Genomic DNA, 20,570 nt, shown 5'->3' on the forward strand with positions numbered 1-20,570 from the left:
CGTGTTCAGCAACTATCTGATCGGTCTGCGCGAGGGGCTGGAGGCCAGCCTCGTCGTCTGCATCCTCATCGCCTACCTGGTGAAGACCGGTCACAAGGACAGGCTCGGGCCGCTGTGGCTGGGCGTCGGCCTGGCCGCCGCCCTCAGCCTCGGCTTCGGCGCGGCCCTGGAGTTCGGCACCGAGCAGCTGACGTTCGAGGCGCAGGAGGCGATCGGCGGGTCCCTGTCGGTCATCGCGGTGGGCCTGGTCACCTGGATGGTCTTCTGGATGAAGCGCACCGCGCGGCACCTGAAGGCCGAGCTCCACGGGAAGCTGGACGCGGCGCTCGCGATGGGCACCGGGGCGCTGGTGACGACGGCGTTCCTGGCCGTGGGTCGCGAGGGCCTGGAGACGTCCCTGTTCGTGTGGCGTTCGGTGAAGGCGGCCGGTGACGGCGCGGGTCCGCTGGTCGGTGTGCTGCTGGGCATCGGCACCTCGGTGCTGCTGGGCTGGCTGTTCTACCGGGGGGCCCTGAGCATCAACCTCGCCAAGTTCTTCACCTGGACCGGCGGCATGCTGGTCGTAGTCGCGGCGGGCGTGCTGGCGTACGGGATCCACGACCTCCAGGAGGCCGGCTTCCTGCCCGGCATCCTGACGAAGGCGTTCGACATCAGCGACACGATCCCGCCGGACAGCTGGTACGGGACCCTGCTGAAGGGGACGCTCAACTTCCAGCCCGACCCGACCGTGGTCCAGCTCGTGGTGTGGGTGCTGTACCTGCTCGCGGTGCTGACCCTGTTCCTGGCGCCGTCGGCCGCCAAGGGCCGGAGCGGCCAGGGCGAGTCCGCGGACCGGCGGCCGGCGAGCGCCGCCGCCGACGCGCAGGGCTGAGGGCCGCCGCCCGCGGGGCGGAAAGAGCGCGGCCCGGAAAAGAGCACGGGCCGGACGACAGCGGTCGTCCGGCCCGTCGCCGTATCCGTCAGCGGCCCAGCGGCCAGGCGACGGCGGCGGGGGTCTGCTCCGAGGTTCCCGCGTACCGGGCGCAGGCGTCGGTCAGGGTTTCGAGCAGCGTCAGGGGGTCCGGGAGCGCGTGGTCGATGCCGCGCAGCCAGGCGACGGCCTGCTCGCCCGGGAGGGCGGCCGGCGGCACGAGGACGTAGCTGCCGCGGCAGTGCCAGCGCAGGCCCGGGTGTTCGTCCATCGTCTCGGGGTGGCAGTCCAGTTCACAGGGCCACCATTCGTCCTCGTCCTCCGGCGTGCCCCGGGTCGCCGTGAAGAACAGCATGCGGGCCTGGTCCCCCGTACCGCCGGACTCGGCCACCGGGCCGACGTCCACGCCGGCCGCCAGCAGGCGGGTCAGGGCGTCGCGTCCGGCTTCCAGCGGGACGTCCAGGACGTCGTGCACCATGCCGGTCGCGGTGATGAAGTTGGCCCGGGGCTGGTCGTGGACCCATCGTTCGATCTGCGCGCGGTCGGTGGTCGCCTGGGTCTGCCAGGCGAAGGAGACGGGGTGCCGTGCGGGCGTCGGACAGCCGATGCGGTCGCACGAACACCGGTAGCCGGCCGGGCGGGCGGCCGGGGCGATCGGGAGGCCGGCGGCGGCGACGGCCAGGAGGAGTGCCTCGCGTTCCCTGCCCGGGTCTTCCGGAGCCGGTTTCGAGCGGCGGCGCAGCCACTGGGAAATCCTGCTCTGCTCGCCGCGTTTGACGCGGCCGGACTCGGACCCCATCTATCCCCTCACCTCACCGTTGCCCCCGGCGGACCTCCCCATGGTCCCACCCTCCGGGGCGCCGGGTGACCGCACCCCCGGATCGGGCCTACCCAAAACCGCGTAATTCGGCCATATGTTCTCGGTCACGCGGACGTCGCGGCCGGGGCCCCGGTCGGTACGGCTCCGCCCAACACGGCGTCCACCAGGGAGTCCGTGAACGCGTGCGTCAGCGGCGCCGTCCGCATCAGCCAGCGGTACGTCAGCGGCCCGACCAACATCTCCACCGTCAGGCGCAGGTCCACGTCCCGCGCGAGCTGTCCGACCTCCCGGGCCGCCCGCAACCGCGCCTCGTACAGGGCCAGCTGCGGCTCAAGCAGCCGCTCGGTGAAGCGGGCGCCCAGCTCGGGGTCGGTGGCCCCGGCGGCGGTCAGCGCGCGCGTGGGGGCGGCGTACTTCTCGTCGTTGAACTGGTCGACCGTCGCCCGCAGCACCAGCTTGAGGTCCGCCGCGAGGTCTCCGGTGTCCGGGAAGCCGGGCCGGTCGACGTCGTCCTCCGCCTCGCCGAAGAGCGCGAGCGAGGCGTCCAGCAGGACCGCGGCCTTCGAAGGCCACCAGCGGTAGATGGTCTGCTTGCCGACGCCCGCGCGGGCGGCGATGGCCTCCACGGTCAGCTTGTCGTAGCCGACCTCCCCGACGAGGGCGAGCGCGGCGTCCAGGATGGCCCGCCGGGACCGGTCGTTGCGGCGGGTCGGGTCGGGCGACCTGGTCGGGGGCGCTGTGGTCGCGGGCGTCTCGTGCCGGGTGGTCCTGCTCATGGTCCAAACGTATCAATGCGAGACGGATCGTCTTCCGGTTCCGGTCATTCCGATAAACCACCCAATCAGTTCACTGCGCGGTCCCCGTTGAGGAGAGACGATTCTCTGCACACGCACAGCACACGCACCGCGAGTCAGTCGTGAGGAGCCTTCTTTGCGCAGAGACGCCACACCCCGGCGCTACCTGATGTGCCCACCCGCGCACTTCAAGGTCACGTACTCCATCAACCCTTGGATGGACCCCGCGAAACCGGTGGACCTGCCGCTCGCACAAACCCAGTGGGAAGACCTGCGGGACCGCTACCGCTCCCTCGGGCACACCGTCGAGACCCTCGTCCCCGACCCCGCACTGCCCGACATGGTGTACGCGGCCAACGGCGCCCTGGTCATCGACGGCCGCGTTCTCGGGGCCCGCTTCGCCTACCCGGAACGCTCCGCCGAGGCGGAGATCCACCTGGAGTGGTTCCGCACCCACGGCTTCCGGGACATCCACGAGCCGTCCCACATCAACGAGGGCGAGGGCGACTTCGCCGTCACCGCCACCTACATCCTGGCGGGCCGGGGCTACCGCTCCAGTCCGCTCTCGCACGACGAGGCGCAGGAGTTCTTCGGCCGCCCCGTCATCGGCCTCGACCTGGTGGACCCGCGCTTCTACCACCTCGACACGGCCCTGTGCGTCCTCGACGGCGACGAGATCATGTACCACCCGCAGGCGTTCTCACCCGGCAGTCAGGCCGTCCTGCGGCGACTGTTCCCCGACGCCTTGGTCGTGGACGCCGAGGACGCGGCGGCCTTCGGCCTGAACTCGGTCTCCGACGGCCTGCACGTCCTGCTCCCCCAGGCCGCGGCGGGCCTGCTCGCACCCCTGCGCGAGCGCGGCTTCGAGCCGATCCCGATGGACCTGGGCGAGCTGCTCAAGGGCGGCGGCAGCGTCAAGTGCTGCACCCAGGAGCTGCGGCCCTGACGGCGCCCCGCGCTCAGGAGGAGGGCGGCCACTCCCGGCCCCAGTCGGCGTCCCGCGCCGCCTTGTAGAGGTCACCTTGGCGCTTGGTCACGGTGACCCGGGTCAGGCCGTCCTCCGGGGGACCGCACAGGTCCAGCAGGACCTGCCCCTTCCGGATCTGCGGTCTGCGCGTGATCCGGGAGGCGGCGGGCTCGACGGGGAAGCACGTCGCGGCCACGTAGCTGAACTTCTCGTCCTCGTACGGCAGGGAGCCGCCCTTGATCTGCCGGTGCAGCGAGGAACGGCTGACCCGCGCCGAGAAGTGGCACCAGTCCCGGCCGGTCTCGATCGGGCAGGCCGCGTCGTGCGGGCAGGGCGCGGCCACCGTCAGCCCGGCCGCGATCAGCTGCTCGCGGGCCTCCCGGATGCGCAGGTAGCCCTCGGGGGTACCCGGCTCGATCAGCACCACCGCCCGGCCGGCGCGGGCCGCCTCGGCGACGACGGCTCGGCGGGCGTCCGCGGTGAGTTCGCCGAGCACGTACGACACGGTCACCAGGTCGGCCTCGGGGAGCGCGATCCCGGAGCCGATGACGGCCCGGCGCCACTCGGCCGCGCGCAGCACGGGCGAGGCGGAGCGGGAGGCCAGTTCCCGGCCCAGGGCCAGCGCCGGTTCCGCCCAGTCCAGCACCGTCGTGGGGCGCGGGCCGTCCCAGGTGGCGTCCGCCGCCCAGGTGGCGGCGCCGGTGCCGCCGCCCACGTCCACCTGCGAGCCCGGCGTCCATCCCGGGGCGGCCTGCGCCAGGGCGTCCAGGGCGCAGCGCACGGCTTCGAAGGTGGCCGGCATCCGGTACGCGGCGTACGCCGCCACGTCCGAACGGTCGCGCAGGACGGGCGCGTCGGTGGGGGTCGTGCCCCGGTAGTTCGCGATCAACCGCTCGACGGCGGCCGCGGCCTGCTTGGGCGGGAGCCCGTCGAGCAGCCCGCCGAGCGCGGAGCGCAGGGTCTCGGCGGTGGTGGGACCGGAAACGGGAAGGGCGGAGGCGTTCACCTCGGAAGTTTACGGCGCCGGACGCGCCCCGCGCTCCGGCGCCGACTACGCCCCGGCCGCCGCCATCGGCTCGCGGGTCCGCCACGGACGGCACAGCCCCAGGAAGGAGGCCGCCGCCAGCAGCGAGCAGACGAGCTGGACCACGGCCATCGGCACCGCCGTCCCCTCCCCCGCGATCCCGACCAGCGGCGAGGCGACCGCGCCGACCAGGAACGAGGAGGTGCCCAGCAGCGCGGACGCCGATCCGGCGGCGTGCGGGGTACGCATCAGCGCCTGCGCGTTGGTGTTCGGCATCAGCACGCCCATCGCCGACATCAGCATGAACAGCCCGGCCGCCATGGGCAGCAGCCCGACCTCGCCGAACGCCCCGCCCGCCATCAGCAGGAGCACCACCGAGTCCAGGGTCACGACGGCGAGCCCGACGGCCAGGACCTTGTCCAGGCTGACCCGGCCCACCAGCAACTTGCCGTTGATCTGGCCGACCGCTATCAGGCCGACCGAGTTCAGGCCGAACAGCAGGCTGAACTGCTGCGGCGAGGCCCCGTAGATCTCCTGCACCACGAACGGCGACGCGGAGATGTACGAGAACAGCACCGCGAACGCGAAGCCGCCGGCCAGGGTGTACCCGGCGAAGACCCGGTCGCCGAGCAGCCCGCGCATCGTTCGCAGGGCGGCGCCCACGCCCCCGGTGTGGCGCCGCTCGGGCGGCAGCGTCTCGTCGAGCCTGCGCCACACCACCAGCGTCAGGGCCGTGCCGACGGCCGTCAGGACGACGAAGACCCCGCGCCAGTCGGCGAAGCGCAGCACCTGGCCGCCGATGAGCGGGGCGATGATCGGGGCGGCGCCGGAGATGAGCATCAGGGTGGAGAAAAACCGGGCCATCTCGACCCCGTCGTAGAGGTCGCGCACGACGGCGCGGGCGATGACGATAGCCGCCGCGCCCGCCAGGCCCTGGGCCAGTCGGAAGCCGACGAGCAGTTCGGTGGTGGGGGCGAGCGCGCAGACGGCGGTGGCCAGCACGTAGACGATCATGCCGGTCAGCAGCGGCCTGCGGCGACCCCACTTGTCGCTCATCGGGCCGATGACGAGCTGGCCCAGTGCCATGCCGGCGAGGCAGGAGGTGAGGGTCAACTGGACGGTGGCGGCCGGGCTGTGCAGGGCGGAGGTGACCTGCGGCAGCGCGGGCAGGTACATGTCCATGGACAGCGGGGGCAGCGCCGTCAGCCCGCCGAGTATGAAGGTGACGAGCAGACCGGTGCGCCGCGCCGCGGGAGAGGGGCCCGCGGCAACGGACGACGGCTTCCGGTCGCGGGCCGTTCCGGGGGCTCTCTCCGGCATGCGGAACTCCACTCTCGTCGTATGTTTTCGCACCCCTGACCGACCCATGCTCTCAGCTGTCGGAACGTCCGTGGGCGAATGTCCGGTGTGACGTACTCTGCGGCCCCATGAACGCACCTGGGAAGAAGATCGCTGTGGTGACCGGGGCCGGGTCCGGCATCGGCCGCTCCGTCGCCCTCGCCCTGGCGGGCGCCGGCTGGTCGGTGGCCGTGGCGGGACGCCGTCCGCAGCCGTTGGAGGACACCGCCGAGGCGGCGGGGGCCGGCGCCGACGTGCTGTGCGTACCGGCGGACGTGAGCGACCCGGACGAGGTGACCGCCCTCTTCGAGGCCGTCCGCGAGCGGTACGGCCGGCTCGACCTGCTCTTCAACAACGCCGGCACCTTCGGCCCGGGCGGGGTCCCGCTGGAGGACATCACGTACGAGGCGTGGCGCTCGGTCGTCGACGTCAACCTGACCGGCTCGTTCCTCTGCGCGCAGGCGGCCTTCCGCCTGATGAAGGCGCAGCACCCGCAGGGCGGCCGGATCATCAACAACGGCTCCATTTCCGCGCACGTGCCGCGCCCGCACTCCGTCGCCTACACCGCGACGAAGCACGCGATGACGGGCCTGACGAAGTCGCTGTCGCTGGACGGACGCCCGTACCGGATCGCCTGCGGGCAGATCGACATCGGCAACGCGGCGACCGAGATGACGGAGCGGATGCAGAGCGGCATCCTCCAGGCCGACGGGCAGTTGGCCGTGGAGCCGGTGATGGACGCCGCCGACGTGGCGCGCACGGTGGTGCACATGGCGGAGCTGCCGCTGGAGGCGAACGTGCAGTTCGCCACGGTGATGGCGACGACCATGCCGTACATCGGGCGGGGCTGAGCGGCCGGGAATGGCCGCAACCACCCCGGAGTTGAGCTGATCATGACTGATACGACGGGACAGGCCCCGGTACTGCGCTACACCGCTTTCTCGACCGACCCCGCCGGGGGCAACCCCGCCGGGGTCGTGCTCGACGCGAGCGACCTGGACGACGAACGGATGCTCGCCATCGCGGCGGAGCTGGGCTACAGCGAGACGGCGTTCCTCACCGTCCCGCCGCGGGGCCTGGGCGCCGAGCCCGGACGGGGCTTCACCCTGCGGTTCTTCAGCCCGAAGGCGGAGGTCTCCTTCTGCGGGCACGCCACCGTCGCCACCGCCGTGGCGCTGGGCGAGCGGATCGGTCCGGGCGAGCTGGTCTTCGCGACGCCGGTGGGCACGGTGCCCGTCTCGGTGACGGAGGCCGACGGCGGACTGCGGGCGGTCCTGACCAGCGTCGAGCCGCACACCGAGGCCGTGGCCGCCGAGGACCTGGCGGAGGCGCTGGCGGCGCTGGACTGGCCGGCCGCCGATCTCGACCCGGCCTTCGAGCCGCGCATCGCCTACGCCGGGGCCCGCCACCTGGTGCTCGGCGCCGCGACCCGCGCCCGCCTGGCCGACCTGGACTACGACTTCGCCCGGCTGGAGGCGCTGATGCGCCGCCTGGACCTCACCACGGTGCAGCTGGTGCACCGCGAAGGCCCGGAGCTGTTCCACGTACGGGACCCGTTCCCGGTCGGCGGCGTCGTCGAGGACCCCGCCACCGGCGCGGCGGCCGCCGCGTTCGGGGCGTACGCGCGCGAGCTCGGGCTGGTCCCGGACGACGCGACGCTGACGCTGCTCCAGGGCGAGGACATGGGCCGGCCGGGGGTCTTGACGGTGGAGCTGCGGCCGGGCGACGCCCGGGTCCGCGTGGGCGGCGCCGCGGTGGCCATCGTGTGAGGGGCCGTACCGCGTGACCGGCGTGTACGAGGCGCTCCCGGCCGGGCTCGCCGCGCAGGCGGAGGCGCTGGAGGCGGCGGCCTGGCCCGGCGCCGGGTCGGCGGCGCACGACCCGGCGCCGGCCCCCGCGCACGGTGCTCGGTGAATCCGGCTCAGTGGATTCGGTCAGTGAATTCGGGTCAGTGGATCTGGGTCACCACGACGTCCAGCGACCACGCCTTCGCGGGCTTGCCGGGCTCCCGCGCCTCCACGACGTACCCCAGCTCCCGCAGCGCCCCCACCAGCTCCGCGGGGCCGTCCGGGACGGCGCCCGCCAGCAGCAGGTCCCGGACCAGCCGGCCCTTCGTCGCCTTGTTGAAGTGGCTCACCACCGACCGCTTCTCCACCCCGTCGACCAGTTGGGAGTGCAGCACCCGCACGGTCGCGGCGCGCGCCGCGACCTCCCCCTTCGGCTTCCAGGCGGACGCGTACGCGGAGGAACGCAGGTCCAGGACGAGACCCGCGCCGGCCGCCTCCGGCATGACCTCCGCCATCGGCGCCCGCCAGTACGCCCCGAGGGCTCCCAGCCCCGGCAGCTTGACGCCCATCGAGCAGCGGTAGGAGGGGATCCGGTCGGTGATCCGCACGGCGCCCCACAGCCCGGAGAACACGAGCAGCGACCGCTCGGCCAGGGCTCGCGCCCCGGCGGGGAGGTCGGCCAGGCCGAGGGCGTCGTAAAGCACCCCGGTGTAGATCTCCCCGGCAGGACGGGCGACCGCCGACCGCAGCTCGGCGTTCTTGGCGACCTCGCCCCGCAGGCCCTCGCTCAGGCCGAGCACCTCGCGCGCCTTCGTCTCGTCGCCCGCGCACAGCTCGACCAGCTCCTCCAGCACGGCCGCCCGCGCCCCGGCCAATCCCGGCAAGGACAGCGACCCCGGCTCCAGCGGTGCGCCGGAGCCCCCGGCGGCCTTTCCCTCGGAGGGCGGCAGCAGCACGAGCACGGTGGTTCTCCTTCGGTACGACACGGCGCAGGGGGTGCGGCCCCCGGCGCCCAGCGTAAACGGCGTGGCCGGGCTCGTCCGTCGCGTCCACCCGGCGGGCGCGACGGGGACGGCCCGACGTGTGCTCGCGACGGCTCGACGGGCAGCCCGGGCCCGTCCCCCCTAGGCTCGGTCCATGCCACGCCGTCACCTGCACATGACCGGCGCAGACGGGTCTGCCCTGCGGGCGGCGCTGCGCGACCTGCGGACGAGGCTGGGCGTGCCGGGGCAGTTCCCCACCGCCGTGCTCGCCGAGGCCGAACAGTCCGCCGCCCACCCCCGGCTGCCCCCGACCGACGTGACCGGCATCCCCTTCTTCACCGTCGACCCGCCCGACTCCGTCGACCTCGACCAGGCGATGCACCTGGCGAAACGTCCCTCCGGCGGCTACCGCGTGCACTACGCCATCGCCGACGTCGCCGCCTTCGTCACCCCCGGAGGCGCCATCGACACCGAAGCCCACCGCCGGGTCACCACCCTCTACTTCCCCGACGTGAAGGTCCCGTTGCACCCGGTCGCGCTCTCGGAGGGCGCGGCCAGCCTGCTGCCCGAAAGGACCCGCCCGGCGCTCGTGTGGCGGCTCGACCTGGACGCCGACGGCCGGGTGGAGAGCACCGAGGTGCGCCGGGCCCTGGTCCGCAGCCGGGCTCGACTCGACTACGCCGGCGTCCAGAAGGCCATCGACTCCGGCACGGCGGAGGAGACCGTGGCCCTGCTCAAGGTCATCGGGACGCTCCGCGAGGCACTGGAGGCGGAGCGCGGCGGCATCTCGCTGGGCGTGCCCGAGCAGGAGGTCGTCGAGCGGGACGGTTCGTACTCCCTCGCCTACCGGGCCCCGCTGCCGGCGGACGGCTGGAACGCGCAGATCTCCCTCATGACGGGGATGGCCGCCGCCGACCTGATGCTCACCGCCGGAACCGGGATCCTGCGGACCCTGCCCAGCGCCCCCGACGGCGCCGTCGCCCGGCTGCGGCGCTCGGCGAAGGCCCTGCGGATCGACTGGCCCCACCATGTCGCGTACGCGGAACTCGTCCGCTCCCTCGATCCGCACCGGCCCGACCACGCCGCGTTCCTCCTGGAGTGCACGACCCTGCTGCGCGGCGCCGGGTACACGTCCTTCACCTCCGGCGAGACCCCCGATCCGCTGCTGCACGCCGCCGTGGCCGCCCCGTACGCGCACTGCACCGCGCCGCTGCGCAGGCTCGTCGACCGGTACGCCGGCGAGCTGTGCGTGGCGGCGTCCGCCGGGGCCGAACCGCCGGAGTGGGCCGTCGCCGCGCTGGGGGCGCTGCCGCACGAGATGGCGGAGGGCACCCGGCTCGCCAACACCGCCGAGCGGGAGTGCGTGGACCTGGTCGAGGCAGCCCTGCTCAAGGACCGGGTCGGCGACACCTTCGAGGCGACGGTGATCGACGTCAAGGACCACGAGCCGCAGGTCGGCACGGTCCACCTGGAGGACCCGGCGGTGGTCGGCCGCGTCGAGTCCCCCGCGGCCGAGCTCCCGCTGGGCGAACGCATCCGGGTCAGATTGACCCGGGCCGACCCGGGCACGGCGAAAATCCTCTTCGCTCCCGCGTAACCGCCGCTGTGCGTCACGGGGGTGCGGACTGCCGCAGCGCGGCGACCACCGCGCGGGGGTCATCGGCGTGGAACCGCACGGCGCGCGCCCGCGCCCGCCCGCCGAGCGGCCGGACGAATTCCAAAGGGCGCCCCAGCTCGACGGTCACCGTGGTGTGGCCTCCGACGATCAGGTCGAGCACCCCGTCCTCGGAGACCGTGACGAGGCTCCCCTCGGGGTAGCGGCGCTCCACGCGGACCGACATCACCGCGCCCGGCGGGACGGTCGCACCGAAGAGGACCCCGTAGCGGATCCACAGCGACCCGTCGGCACGGACGACGTGCGGCCGTTGCACACACGCGGCGTGCAGGGCGAGCACCATCAGGACGCCGTACAGGTCGAGGACCAGCAGCACCGCGTGCACGGCGGGCCACGGGACGAGGAGCCCGAGGGCGACGATCTCGATCAGGGCCACGAACAGCAGCCCGTACGTCATGGCCGTCTGCGGTCCGGTGTAGCCGGCCGCGATGTCGCCCGCACCCCGTGCGGTGGCCTGCGCAGCGCCCACCTCCCCGGCGAGGCGGCGGCCCGCAGCTCGCCACTCGGTCAGCCGACGTACGCGGGCCAGCAGGACGGCGTCCCGGACGGTGTACGCGCGGTAGCCGTTGGCTTGCCGGGCCGGTTAGGGGAGCAGGCCGATGTGGTGGTAGTGCCGTACCGCCCGGGTGGTCACACCGACGAGGGCGGCGATTGCTCCGATCCGCATGGCGCCCAGCAGAAACCCTGCCCCTGCGGGAAGGTCAGGCCGTGACGGCACAGCCGGTAGCATGGTCGACACGACAGACGAGTCGGCCGGACGGTCGCGTCGGGATCCTCGGATCCCGCCGAGGAACGTCCGGGCTCCACAGGGCAGGGTGGTGGGTAACGCCCACCCGGGGTGACCCGCGGGACAGTGCCACAGAAAACAGACCGCCGGGGGCTTCGGCCCTCGGTAAGGGTGAAACGGTGGTGTAAGAGACCACCAGCGCCTGAGGTGACTCAGGTGGCTAGGTAAACCCCACCCGGAGCAAGGTCAAGAGGGGTCGTTCTCGGACGGCCCTGCGCGAACGTTCGAGGGCTGCCCGCCCGAGTTCGCGGGTAGACCGCACGAGGCCGGTGGCAACGCCGGTCCTAGATGGATGGCCGTCTCCCCGGCGACCGCGAGGTCTCCGGGCGACAGAACCCGGCGTACAGGCCGGCTCGTCTGTCCTCACGTGTACGCAGAAGCCCCCGCCACGCTGTGGCCGGGGGCTTCTGCGTACGTGGACTCAGCGCAGGTGCGAGGTGTCGTTCAGGAGGCGGACCGAGGCGTTGCCGTCGGCGTAGTAGGCCACCGCCGAGAGGGAGGCGGCCGACAGTTCCATCTTGAACAGGGACTCCGGGGGCGCGCCGAGCGCGAGGCGGACCAGCGTCTTGACCGGCGTCACGTGCGTGACCAGCAGCACCGTACGGCCCGCGTACGCGCCCAGCAGGCGGTCGCGGGCGGCCGAGACCCGACGGGTCACGGCGGCGAAGCTCTCGCCGCCGCCCGAGGGGGCCGCCTTCGGGGAGTCCAGCCACGCCTGGAGGTCGTCGGGGAACCTCTCCTGCACCTCGGCGAAGGTGAGGCCCTCCCAGGCGCCGAAATCCGTTTCGCGCAGGCCCTCTTCGATCACGACGGGCAGTCCCAGCCGGTCGGCGACGGCCTGGGCGGTCTCGCGGCAGCGGCGCAGCGGGGAGCTGACGACGGCCTCGACGGTGCCCCGCGCGGCCAGCGCCCCGGCCACCGCGGCGGCCTGGCGGCGGCCGACGGGAGACAGTTCGGGGTCGCTGCCGCCACTGCCGGAGAAACGCTTCTGCGGGGTCAGCGCCGTCTCGCCGTGGCGCAGCAGGACCAAAGTGGCCGGGGTGCCCAGGTCGGGACCCCACCCGGCCGACGGCGCCGCCGGGGCCGGGGCGGCGGCCGGGGCGGGCTCCGCGAACAGCGTGTCCGCCGCCTGTTCGGCCCCCGCGGCGGGTGCCGACGTGGCGACGGAGGCCGCGGCGAGGGCCGCGCGGACCGCGGCCGCTCCGGCGGTGGCGTCGCCGGGAGGACCCGCGGGCGGCGGGGTCGCCAGGGCGCGCGCCGCCGAGGTGTCCAGGGCGGCGGAGGAGGCCGACGGCTCCCACTGCCGGCCGCGCTTGCCCGCGTCCATCGCCTCGTTGGCGAGCCGGTCGGCGTGCTTGTTGCGCTCGCGCGGGATCCACTCGTACGTCACCTGCGCGCGCGGCAGGATCGTGGCCGCCTCGGTGGCGAGCGGCTTCATGTCCGGGTGCTTGATCTTCCAGCGGCCCGACATCTGCTCCACGACGAGCTTGGAGTCCATGCGTACGAGGACCACCGCGTCGGGGGCCAGTTCGCGGGCGGCCTTCAGCCCGGCGATCAGCCCCTTGTACTCGGCCACGTTGTTCGTCGCGACGCCGATGTACTCGGCGCGCTCGGCCAGCGTCTCGCCCGAGGCCGGGTCGAGGACCACCGCGCCGTAGCCGGCGGGCCCCGGGTTGCCCCGGGATCCGCCGTCCGCCTCCACGACGAACCGGACAAGCCTCGACATCAGATGCCCGAGTCCGCCGTACGGACCAGGATGCGGCCGCAGTTGTCGTGGCGTACGACCTGGTCGCGGGCGGCGGCCTTGATCTCGTTGACCTCGGCCATGTCGAGCTCCAGGCGGCAGCCTTCGCAGCGGCGCTGGTACAGGCGCGCGGCGCCGACGCCGCCCTGCTTGACGCGGATCTTCTCGTACAGGGCCATCAGCGCCTCGGGCATCGAGGCGACGATGACCTCGCGGTCCTTGGCGATGCCCGCGGCCTCGGCGTCGATCTCGGCGGTGGCGGCGTCGCGGCGCGCGGTGGCGTCCGCGAGCTCGGCTTCCAGGCCGGAGACCCGCTCGGTCAGTTCGGTGACGCGCGCCTGCGCGGCCTCCAGGCGTTCCATGACCTCCAGGACCACGTCCTCCAGGTCGCCCTGCCGCTTGGCGAGGGAGACGACCTCGCTCTGGAGGTTCGCCAGGTCCCGGGCCGAGACGCCCGCGCCGGAGTCCAGTCGCGCCTGGTCGCGGGCCGCGCGCTGGCGGACCTGGTCGACGTCCTGCTCCGCCTTGGTCTGCTCGCGGGCGGCGTCGCTGGCCTGCGTCTGAGCGGCGACGAGCAGGTCCCGCTGCTGGGTGAGGTCCTTGGTCAGGGAGTCGACCTCGGCGTGCTCGGGCAGCGACTTGCGCTTGTGGGCGAGCTGAGACAGCCGGACGTCCAGGGCCTGGACGTCGAGAAGTCGGATCTGGTCGGCGGGCTCGGCGTTCAGTTGGGGGCTCCAGGGTTGGTAGAGGAGGTGACGGACGGCGCGTGCGCCGTCCACGGGTCGGTGACGAGGCGCGAGACGTGGGTGCGCAGGCCCCAGCCGTGGCGCTCGGAGATCGCGTCGAGCTGTGTTGCGGCCTGCTCGCACCAGGGCCACTCGGTGGCCCAGTGGGCGGCGTCGACGAGGGCGAGCGGGCTCTGCTCGCGGGCCTCGGACGCCGGGTGGTGGCGCAGGTCGGCGGTGAGGAAGGCGTCCACTCCCGCGGCTCGGACCTGCGCGAACAGGCCGTCGCCGGAGCCGCCGCTGACGGCGACGGTGCGGATGGGCGCGTCCGGGTCGCCGGCGGCGCGGATGCCCTGCGCGGTGTGCGGCAGCCGGGCGGCGGCGCGGGCGGCGAACTCGCGCAGCGTCTCGGGGTGGTCGAGTTCGCAGATGCGGCCGAGGCCGCGGCGGCCCGCGGGGTCGGTGGGGTCGGGCACGAGGGGGCCGGTGACGCGCAGGTCCAGGGCGCCGGCGAGGGCGTCGGAGACACCGGGGTCCGCGGTGTCCGCGTTGGTGTGGGCCACGTGCAGCGCGATGTCGTTCTTGATCAGCGTGTGCACGACGCGGCCCTTGAAGGTGCCCGCCTCGACGGTGGTGGTACCGCGCAGGTAGAGGGGGTGGTGGGTGACCACCAGGTCGGCGCCGAGCTTCACCGCCTCGTCGACGACTTCCTGTACGGGGTCCACGGCGAACAGCACCCGGGTGACCTCGGCGTCGGGGTCACCGCAGACGGTGCCGACGGCGTCCCACTGCTCGGCCCGCGCGGGGGGCCAGAGAGCGTCGAGAGCGGCGATGACTTCGGAGAGACGGGGCACGGGCCAAGGCTACCGTCCGTGGCGGCCCCCGGTCGCGGCGCCGGCGGACCCCGGCGCCGCACAGCACAACCATCCCCCGCGTCACACCTGAACCGCCGTGCCGCCACCCGTATGTGTGAAGCGCGTGAGGTCGTGTTGTTCGGCAGGAAGTGCGAAAACTAGCTTCCTCACCGGAGGTGACGCACGGATGACTGTCTGTGCCATCGAGATGACGACGGCTGCCGCGTTCACGATCGCGGCGGACGGGGCGTACGCCGCGCGGCTGGCCGGGGAGGGTCAGGCCCGGTATCCGGAGCGCTGGACCCTGGCCGGGCCCGAGCCGTACGCGGTACCGCTGCCGCTCGCGCAGCCGGAAGAGGCGGACAGCGAGGTGCTGCCGCTCGCCGACGGCCGGGTGTTGATCCACCGCCGGGTGGCGGACCGGCACGCCTTCGCGCTGTTGTACCCGACCGGCGGCGCCGGGGTGGGGTCGCGCACCGGGGAGCTGCCGCTGGGCTCGATCGGGCCGTGCGCGCGGGACGTACGGGTCTTCCTGCTGCCGCCGTCCCCGGACGGACACGGCGCCTTCGCCCTGGCGGTGGGCACCGAGGAGACGGTGCTCTGGCAGGTGGCCGGTGCCCCCGGCGGCCCCCGGCGGGCGGCCCGTGTCCCCGGCCGCTGCTCGGGCGGCGTCTGGCTGGACCGTGCCGGCCGACTGCTGGCGCTGGACCGCGAGCTGGACGGCCGCACCAAGACGGTGACCGTGGACCTGGCCCGGGACGGGCTGGTGACCCCGCTGCTCCAGATCGCGGACGACAGCGACGACCGGCTGCTGCTGGCCGAGCCGGACAGCGGGCTGCTGCTGATCCGCTCGGACGCGCCGGGCGAGCCGCGGCTGGGCTGGGGGGTGCTGGGCAGCGAGCGCCCGGTCCGCTTCCCGGAGTGCCTGCGGGCGGCGGACGCGGTGCCGTTCGCGGTACAGCCGGGGCAGGTGCTGATGCCGGAGAGCTGCGGGGTCGCGCTGCGGGTGCCCGAGGGCATCGCGCTGTGGCGGCCGGCCGACCGGCACGTCTTCCGGCTCTCCGCCCCGGCGGGGTGGCTGGGGAGCGGCCTGTGGACCCCGCAGGGGGTGCTGCGCCTCCCCTACGCCACCCCGGAGGTGCCGTGCGGGATCGTCACCCTGACCCAGCCGGCGGCCCCGCCGCCGCCGGTCCGGATCACCGCTCCCACGGCCCCCCGGCCGGTGCCGCTCCAGCAGGCCCCGCTGAACTGAGGTCGGAACGGCCGGGGCCGGGGGCCCGCCGGCCGCTCCCCCGTCGTGCCGGGCGTGCCGGGCATGCCCGGCGTGATTCTCGCGCTAGTCGTGCTTGAGGCCCAGTACCTCCGCCGCCGCGAAAGTCTCGTTCGGCGGGCGCGACTCGTAGTGCGGGGTGAGGAGCCCGTCGAGCTCCTCGAAGCTGAACGCCTCCTTGGTGGTGTCGAACTTCGCGGCCACCTTGGGGCGTTCCATCACCACCACGATCCCGCCGTGCACCACGAACAGCTGCCCGTTGGCCTTCGCTGCGGCCGGTGAGGCCAGGTAGCCGACCAGCGGGGCGACGTGCTCGGGGGCGAGGGCGTCCAGCTCGCCCTCCTCCGGCTCCTGAAAGCCCGCGAACACGTCCTCGGTCATCCGGGTACGGGCGCGCGGGCAGATCGCGTTGGCGGTGACCCCGTACTTGGCCAGGGCCAGGGCGGTCGAGGTGGTCAGACCCACGATGCCGCCCTTGGCCGCCGCGTAGTTCGGCTGGCCGGCGCTGCCGCCGAGGAACGCCTCGGAGGAGGTGTTGACGATCCGCCCGTAGACCGGGCCGCCCGCCGCCTTGGACCGCTCACGCCAGTGCGCCGAGGCGAAGTGGGTGGTGTTGAAGTGGCCCTTGAGGTGGACGCGTATCACCGAGTCCCACTCCTCCTCCGACATGGAGAAGACCATCCGGTCGCGCAGGATGCCCGCGTTGTTGACCAGGATGTCGAGCTTGCCGAAGTTCGCGACCGCCAGCTCGACCAGCTCCCGCGCCTGAGCGAAGTCGGCCACGTCACCGAGGTGTGCCACCGCCTGCCCGCCCGCGGCCCGGATCTCGTCGGCCACCTCCTGCGCCGGGGCCGCCGACGCCTCCCCGGAACCGTCGCGGCCGGGCTGCCCGAAGTCATTGACGACCACGCTCGCCCCGAGCCGCGCCAGCTCGATCGCCTCGGCCCGACCCAGCCCGCGGCCCGCGCCGGTGACGATGGCGCTGAGCCCCTCAAGTGGCAGTGACATCTACCGCATTCCTCTCGTCGCGCTCAGAATTCGATGCAGGTGCGCAGGGCCACGCCCGTACGCATCTGGTCGAGGGCGTCGTTGATCTCCCCGAGCCGTACCCGGTGCGTGATCAGACCCGCCAGGTCCACCCGGCCGGCCCGCCACAGCGCGATGGTGCGCTCGTAGGAGCGGAGCACGTCACCGCCCCCGTACATCGAGGGCAGGATCTTCTTCTCGTCGAAGAACAGCGAGAACATGTTGATCGAGTACGTGTCGTCCAGCGCTCCCGCGCCGACCACCACGACGGAGCCGCCGCGCCGGGTCATCTCGTACGCGGTCTGCGTCGTCGCGGATTTTCCGACCACCTCGAAGACGTAGTCGAAGCCCTCCCCGGCCGTGATCCGGTTCTTCGCGTCGCCGAAGGCGTCCGGTGCGACCGCCTCCGTCGCCCCGAACCGCAGCGCCGCCTCGCGGCGCGAGGCGACCGGGTCGACGGCGACGATCTGCGCCGCGCCCTGCACCTTGGCGCCCTGGATGACGGAGATGCCGACGCCGCCACAGCCGATGACCGCGACCGAGGAACCGGCCTCCACCTTCGCGGTGTTGATCGCCGCGCCGAGCCCGGTGGTCACTCCGCAGCCGATCAGGGCGGCGATGTCGTAGGGCAGGTCGTCGGGTATCGGCACCGCGCACCCCGCCGGGACGACGACCTCCTCGGCGAAGGTGCCCGTACCGGCGAAGCCGAAGACGTCGCTTCCCGCGCGACGGAAGTTGGGGGTGGCCACGTTCCCGAACGCCTCCAGACACAGGTGGCCCTGGCCGCGTTTGCAGGAGGGGCAGTGGCCGCACGGCGGCAGCCAGCACACCAGCACCCGGTCCCCGACGTTGTGTCGGGTCACTCCGTCGCCGATGTCGGTGATCTCGCCGGAGCCCTCGTGGCCCGGGATGAAGGGCGCGGGCTGCGGCAGTACGCCGCTCATCGCGGACAGGTCGGAGTGGCACAGGCCGGTGGCCTTGATGCGGATCTTGACCTTGCCGGGGCCGAAGCCCACGGCCTCCATGTCCTCGACGACCTCCAGCTTGTCCTGGCCGATCTCGCTCTGCAGTGCTGCGCGCACGGTGCGGCTCCTTCGGTTTCGCTCGGGGGTGGGGGCGTAGGCGATCGGGGACGATCGGGGGTTACGCGTGTTCCACGACGGTGTCGGCGAGGACCGGGGCGTCGTCCCGTTCGACGGCGGTCACCGCCACCCGCACCCGGCCGGGCTCCTCCCACATCCGGATGCGCAGGGTCTCGCCCGGGAAGACGATCCCGGCGAAGCGCGTGCGGTACGCGCGGACCCGGGACACGTCCCCCGCCAGGGTGGTGTCGACGACGGCCTTGAGGGTGATCCCGTAGGAGCACAGGCCGTGCAGGATCGGCCGGTCGAAGCCGGCGAGCTTGGCGAACTCCGGGTCGGCGTGCAGCGGGTTCCAGTCACCGGAGAGCCGGTAGAGCAGCGCCTGGTCCTCACGGATGTGCCGCTCGACCGTGCGGTCGGGGTCGCGGTCGGGGGCCTCCTCCCGGGCGGAGGGCCCGCGCTCGCCGCCGAATCCGCCCTCGCCGCGCACGAAGAGCTGCGCGTCGCTGGTCCACAGCGGCCCGTCGGCGTCCTCGACCTCGGAGCGCAGCACGATGACCGCCGCCTTGCCCTTGTCGTAGACGGCGGCGACCTTGGACCGGGAGGTGGCCCGGCCCTTGACGGGGATGGGGCGGTGCAGCTCGATGGAGTGGCCGCCGTGCAGGACGGCGGCGAGGTCGACGTCGATGCCGGGGGCGGCGAGGCCGCCCAGCATGGCCATGCCGGCGCCGGCGACGGTCGCGAAGCTGGGCAGTACGTGGAGCCTGGACTCCAGGGTGTAGCGCAGCTCGTCGGGGTCGGTGGCGGGCAGGCCGGCGCCGACGCCGAGGTGGTAGAGCTGGACGTCCTTGTGGTCCCAGGCGATCTCCCCCCGGCGGGGTTCGGCGGCGAGGGCCTTGGCGGCATCGATCGGCATTCGGATGCTGCTCCTTGCTGAGCGGGTGCTCCGTGAGTGGAAGACCTCGGCGCGGTCGTCCGCACCGTCGGCCGCGCCGAGGTCGTCTGCGGGGCCGCCGCCGAAGCGCGGGTAGAACGCGTTCTAGGCGGCCGGTGAGGCCATGTATAACGCACCCCCCAGCAGTTGGGAAGACTGCTGACTCAACGTCAGATCATCGGTCCACGGCATGGTTTCCCGGTGCGCGGGGGCCGGGACCCTACCCTGACGGGATGGACGAAACCGGTCGGTCCCTGCGGGTCCTGCTGTGGCCCGCGAACCCGGCGCTGGCGGTGCGGCTCGGCCTGGAGCGGGACATCGAAGTGGTGTCCTCGCCGATGGGCCGTCCGGCGGTGGCGCTGGTGGAGTCGGTGGACGGGGTCCGCGAGGTACGGGAGGAAGCGCCGGAGTGCGCGGTCCTGGTACTGGTGGGCTCCGCCCGGTCGGGCCTGCGGGAGGCGGCCCTGGCCGCGGGCGCGGCGGGGTTGGTCCTCCGCGACGGCCCGCTCGCGGACCTGGCCGCATCCCTCCACCGCGCCTCCCGCGGCGAACCGGTGACGGATCCCGCCCTCGACGTCCCCTGACCGAACCCAGCCCGCGGGGGCGCCCGCGCCCCTTCCGGCCCCGCCCCCGCCCCGCGGCTACCGCCGCAGCAGCGTCACCACCGCCGCGCCGCCCAGGCCGATGTTGTGCGCGAGCCCCACCCCCGCCCCCGGGACCTGACGCCCTCCGGCCTCGCCCCGGAGCTGCCAGACCAGCTCCGCCGCCTGCGCCAGCCCCGTCGCGCCGAGCGGGTGCCCCTTGGAGATCAGGCCCCCCGACGGGTTCACCACCCACCGCCCGCCGTACGTCGTGGCCCCGCTCTCCACCAGTTCCCCGGACCCGCCCTCCGCGCACATCCCGAGCGCCTCGTACGTGAGCAACTCGTTGATCGAGAAGCAGTCGTGCAGCTCGATCACGTCCACGTCCTCCACGCCCAGACCCGACGCCTCGAACACCGCCCGCCCCGCCGCCGCCGACATCGGCTTGCCGACCACGTCGATGCACGAGCCGGACGCGAACGACGCGGCCGTGTCCGTCGCCATCGCCTGCGCCACGATCTCCACCGCCTTGTCGTGCAGCCCGTGCGCGACCACGAACCGCTCCGACACCACCAGCGCCGCCGCGGCCCCGTCCGAGGTCGGCGAGCACTGCAATTTCGTCAGCGGCTCGTGGATGGTCTTCGCCGCGAGGATCTCCTCGACCTCGTACACGTCCCGGAACTGCGCGTTCGGGTTGTTCGCCGAGTGCCGGTGGTTCTTCGCCGCCACCGCCGCCAGTTGCGCGGGCGTCGTCCCGTACCGCTCCGTGTGCTCGCGCGCCGCGTTCCCGAAGATCTGGGCGGTCGGCGGCGACATCTCGAAGCCGTGCCCGGCGGCCATGATCCCGTAGTGCCGGGCGACCGGGGAGGTCTTGAAGTCGGCGCCCGCGTCGGCGCCGCCGCCCAGCGCGCCCTTCTTCATCTTCTCGAAGCCCAGCGCCAGCACGCAGTCGCTCTGGCCGCCCTCGACGAACTGCCGCGCCATCATCAGCGCCGTCGAGCCGGTGGCGCAGTTGTTGTTCACGTTGTAGACGGGCACCCCGCTCAGGCCCAGCTCGTACACCGCCCGCTGTCCGGCCGTCGACGCCTGGAAGCAGTACCCGACCGGCACCTGCTCCACCAGCTCGTACGCGATCCCCGCGTCCGCCAGCGCCGCGCTCCCCGCCTCCTTCGCCATGTCCCAGTACTGCCAGTCCCGCGACTCCGGCTTCTCGAACTTCGTCATGCCGACGCCCACGATGTACGACTTCATCCCTGCCACTCCTCTTCC

At 73.4% G+C, this 20,570-nt stretch carries 21 protein-coding genes, 1 other RNA gene and 1 pseudogene; 9 read left to right on the top strand and 14 right to left on the bottom strand.

What is annotated here, in order from left to right; translation table 11 throughout:
- Nucleotide 1: 1 nt before the first annotated feature.
- Complete coding sequence (gene efeU, locus ABZ934_RS09005) at nt 2-871, top strand: iron uptake transporter permease EfeU (protein ID WP_361310452.1); 870 nt, start codon at nt 2-4, stop codon at nt 869-871.
- A gap of 88 nt (nt 872-959) precedes the next feature.
- Here efeU and ABZ934_RS09010 read toward each other — a convergent pair whose 3' ends face one another.
- Nucleotides 960-1,709, bottom strand: coding sequence for a bifunctional DNA primase/polymerase (locus tag ABZ934_RS09010; protein WP_361310454.1), 750 nt, complete (start codon nt 1,707-1,709; stop codon nt 960-962).
- A gap of 125 nt (nt 1,710-1,834) precedes the next feature.
- Nucleotides 1,835-2,506: a TetR/AcrR family transcriptional regulator gene (locus ABZ934_RS09015; protein ID WP_361310457.1), complete on the bottom strand. Its 672-nt coding sequence runs from the start codon at nt 2,504-2,506 to the stop codon at nt 1,835-1,837.
- 100 nt (nt 2,507-2,606) lie between these two features.
- On the opposite strand from ABZ934_RS09015, the gene ddaH reads away from it, so the two are divergent.
- Complete coding sequence (gene ddaH / locus ABZ934_RS09020) at nt 2,607-3,470, top strand: dimethylargininase (RefSeq protein WP_361311336.1); 864 nt, start codon at nt 2,607-2,609, stop codon at nt 3,468-3,470.
- 13 nt (nt 3,471-3,483) lie between these two features.
- On the opposite strand, the gene ABZ934_RS09025 is transcribed toward ddaH, so the two are convergent.
- Nucleotides 3,484-4,497, bottom strand: coding sequence for a small ribosomal subunit Rsm22 family protein (locus ABZ934_RS09025; protein ID WP_361310459.1), 1,014 nt, complete (start codon nt 4,495-4,497; stop codon nt 3,484-3,486).
- A gap of 45 nt (nt 4,498-4,542) precedes the next feature.
- Nucleotides 4,543-5,835 (bottom strand): multidrug effflux MFS transporter, encoded by a 1,293-nt coding sequence (locus tag ABZ934_RS09030; RefSeq protein ID WP_361310462.1) that lies wholly within the window; start codon nt 5,833-5,835, stop codon nt 4,543-4,545.
- A 107-nt stretch (nt 5,836-5,942) separates the two neighbouring features.
- On the opposite strand from ABZ934_RS09030, the gene ABZ934_RS09035 reads away from it, so the two are divergent.
- Genes ABZ934_RS09035 through ABZ934_RS09045 form a run of 3 tightly spaced genes read left to right on the top strand, consistent with a single transcriptional unit; the run spans nt 5,943 to nt 7,767 of the window.
- Nucleotides 5,943-6,704 (top strand): SDR family oxidoreductase, encoded by a 762-nt coding sequence (locus ABZ934_RS09035; RefSeq protein WP_361310464.1) that lies wholly within the window; start codon nt 5,943-5,945, stop codon nt 6,702-6,704.
- 42 nt (nt 6,705-6,746) lie between these two features.
- A complete protein-coding gene (locus tag ABZ934_RS09040) occupies nt 6,747-7,622 on the top strand; it encodes a PhzF family phenazine biosynthesis isomerase (protein ID WP_361310467.1) in 876 nt (291 codons plus the stop codon).
- Between the two features lie 13 nt (nt 7,623-7,635).
- Nucleotides 7,636-7,767: a hypothetical protein gene (locus ABZ934_RS09045; RefSeq protein WP_361310469.1), complete on the top strand. Its 132-nt coding sequence runs from the start codon at nt 7,636-7,638 to the stop codon at nt 7,765-7,767.
- A gap of 34 nt (nt 7,768-7,801) precedes the next feature.
- Here the strand turns inward: ABZ934_RS09045 and yaaA are convergent, their stop codons facing one another.
- Nucleotides 7,802-8,602 (bottom strand): peroxide stress protein YaaA, encoded by an 801-nt coding sequence (gene yaaA / locus ABZ934_RS09050; protein ID WP_361310471.1) that lies wholly within the window; start codon nt 8,600-8,602, stop codon nt 7,802-7,804.
- Between the two features lie 175 nt (nt 8,603-8,777).
- Here yaaA and ABZ934_RS09055 point away from each other — a divergent pair, with 175 nt between their 5' ends.
- Complete coding sequence (locus tag ABZ934_RS09055) at nt 8,778-10,220, top strand: RNB domain-containing ribonuclease (protein ID WP_361310474.1); 1,443 nt, start codon at nt 8,778-8,780, stop codon at nt 10,218-10,220.
- Between the two features lie 13 nt (nt 10,221-10,233).
- Here the strand turns inward: ABZ934_RS09055 and ABZ934_RS09060 are convergent, their stop codons facing one another.
- Nucleotides 10,234-10,767 carry a hypothetical protein gene (locus ABZ934_RS09060; RefSeq protein ID WP_361311338.1) on the bottom strand — a complete coding sequence of 178 codons (534 nt, stop codon included), beginning with the start codon at nt 10,765-10,767 and terminating at the stop codon, nt 10,234-10,236.
- 36 nt (nt 10,768-10,803) lie between these two features.
- Nucleotides 10,804-10,965: pseudogene (locus ABZ934_RS09065) on the bottom strand (MerR family transcriptional regulator); the annotation flags it as partial.
- 78 nt (nt 10,966-11,043) lie between these two features.
- Here ABZ934_RS09065 and rnpB point away from each other — a divergent pair.
- Nucleotides 11,044-11,445, top strand: an RNA gene (gene rnpB / locus ABZ934_RS09070) — RNase P RNA component class A.
- A gap of 61 nt (nt 11,446-11,506) precedes the next feature.
- Here the strand turns inward: rnpB and ABZ934_RS09075 are convergent.
- From ABZ934_RS09075 to ABZ934_RS09085, 3 genes are read right to left on the bottom strand one after another with little or no spacing between them, the layout of a single operon-like run.
- Nucleotides 11,507-12,811, bottom strand: coding sequence for a bifunctional RNase H/acid phosphatase (locus ABZ934_RS09075; RefSeq protein WP_361310476.1), 1,305 nt, complete (start codon nt 12,809-12,811; stop codon nt 11,507-11,509).
- Nucleotides 12,811-13,554, bottom strand: coding sequence for a C4-type zinc ribbon domain-containing protein (locus tag ABZ934_RS09080; RefSeq protein WP_361311341.1), 744 nt, complete (start codon nt 13,552-13,554; stop codon nt 12,811-12,813). The genes ABZ934_RS09075 and ABZ934_RS09080 overlap by 1 nt, the downstream gene beginning before the upstream one ends.
- Complete coding sequence (locus ABZ934_RS09085; RefSeq protein WP_361310479.1) at nt 13,551-14,408, bottom strand: Nif3-like dinuclear metal center hexameric protein; 858 nt, start codon at nt 14,406-14,408, stop codon at nt 13,551-13,553. The genes ABZ934_RS09080 and ABZ934_RS09085 overlap by 4 nt, the downstream gene beginning before the upstream one ends.
- 187 nt (nt 14,409-14,595) lie before the next feature.
- On the opposite strand from ABZ934_RS09085, the gene ABZ934_RS09090 reads away from it, so the two are divergent.
- Nucleotides 14,596-15,660 (top strand): hypothetical protein, encoded by a 1,065-nt coding sequence (locus tag ABZ934_RS09090; RefSeq protein ID WP_361310482.1) that lies wholly within the window; start codon nt 14,596-14,598, stop codon nt 15,658-15,660.
- A gap of 84 nt (nt 15,661-15,744) precedes the next feature.
- On the opposite strand, the gene ABZ934_RS09095 is transcribed toward ABZ934_RS09090, so the two are convergent.
- The 3 genes from ABZ934_RS09095 to ABZ934_RS09105 all read right to left on the bottom strand — a co-directional run bounded on the left by ABZ934_RS09095 (nt 15,745) and on the right by ABZ934_RS09105 (nt 18,702).
- Nucleotides 15,745-16,686: a 3-oxoacyl-ACP reductase gene (locus tag ABZ934_RS09095; protein ID WP_361310484.1), complete on the bottom strand. Its 942-nt coding sequence runs from the start codon at nt 16,684-16,686 to the stop codon at nt 15,745-15,747.
- A gap of 23 nt (nt 16,687-16,709) precedes the next feature.
- Nucleotides 16,710-17,786 carry a Zn-dependent alcohol dehydrogenase gene (locus ABZ934_RS09100; protein ID WP_361310487.1) on the bottom strand — a complete coding sequence of 359 codons (1,077 nt, stop codon included), beginning with the start codon at nt 17,784-17,786 and terminating at the stop codon, nt 16,710-16,712.
- Between the two features lie 61 nt (nt 17,787-17,847).
- Entirely contained in the window at nt 17,848-18,702 is an 855-nt protein-coding gene (locus ABZ934_RS09105) for a MaoC/PaaZ C-terminal domain-containing protein (RefSeq protein WP_361310489.1), read from the bottom strand.
- A gap of 251 nt (nt 18,703-18,953) precedes the next feature.
- On the opposite strand from ABZ934_RS09105, the gene ABZ934_RS09110 reads away from it, so the two are divergent.
- Entirely contained in the window at nt 18,954-19,304 is a 351-nt protein-coding gene (locus ABZ934_RS09110; RefSeq protein WP_361310491.1) for a DNA-binding response regulator, read from the top strand.
- A 57-nt stretch (nt 19,305-19,361) separates the two neighbouring features.
- On the opposite strand, the gene ABZ934_RS09115 is transcribed toward ABZ934_RS09110, so the two are convergent.
- Nucleotides 19,362-20,552 carry a lipid-transfer protein gene (locus ABZ934_RS09115; protein WP_361310494.1) on the bottom strand — a complete coding sequence of 397 codons (1,191 nt, stop codon included), beginning with the start codon at nt 20,550-20,552 and terminating at the stop codon, nt 19,362-19,364.
- Nucleotides 20,553-20,570 lie beyond the last annotated feature (18 nt).

This window comes from Streptomyces sp. NPDC046557, from assembly GCF_040645975.1.
GTDB lineage: Bacteria > Actinomycetota > Actinomycetes > Streptomycetales > Streptomycetaceae > Streptomyces.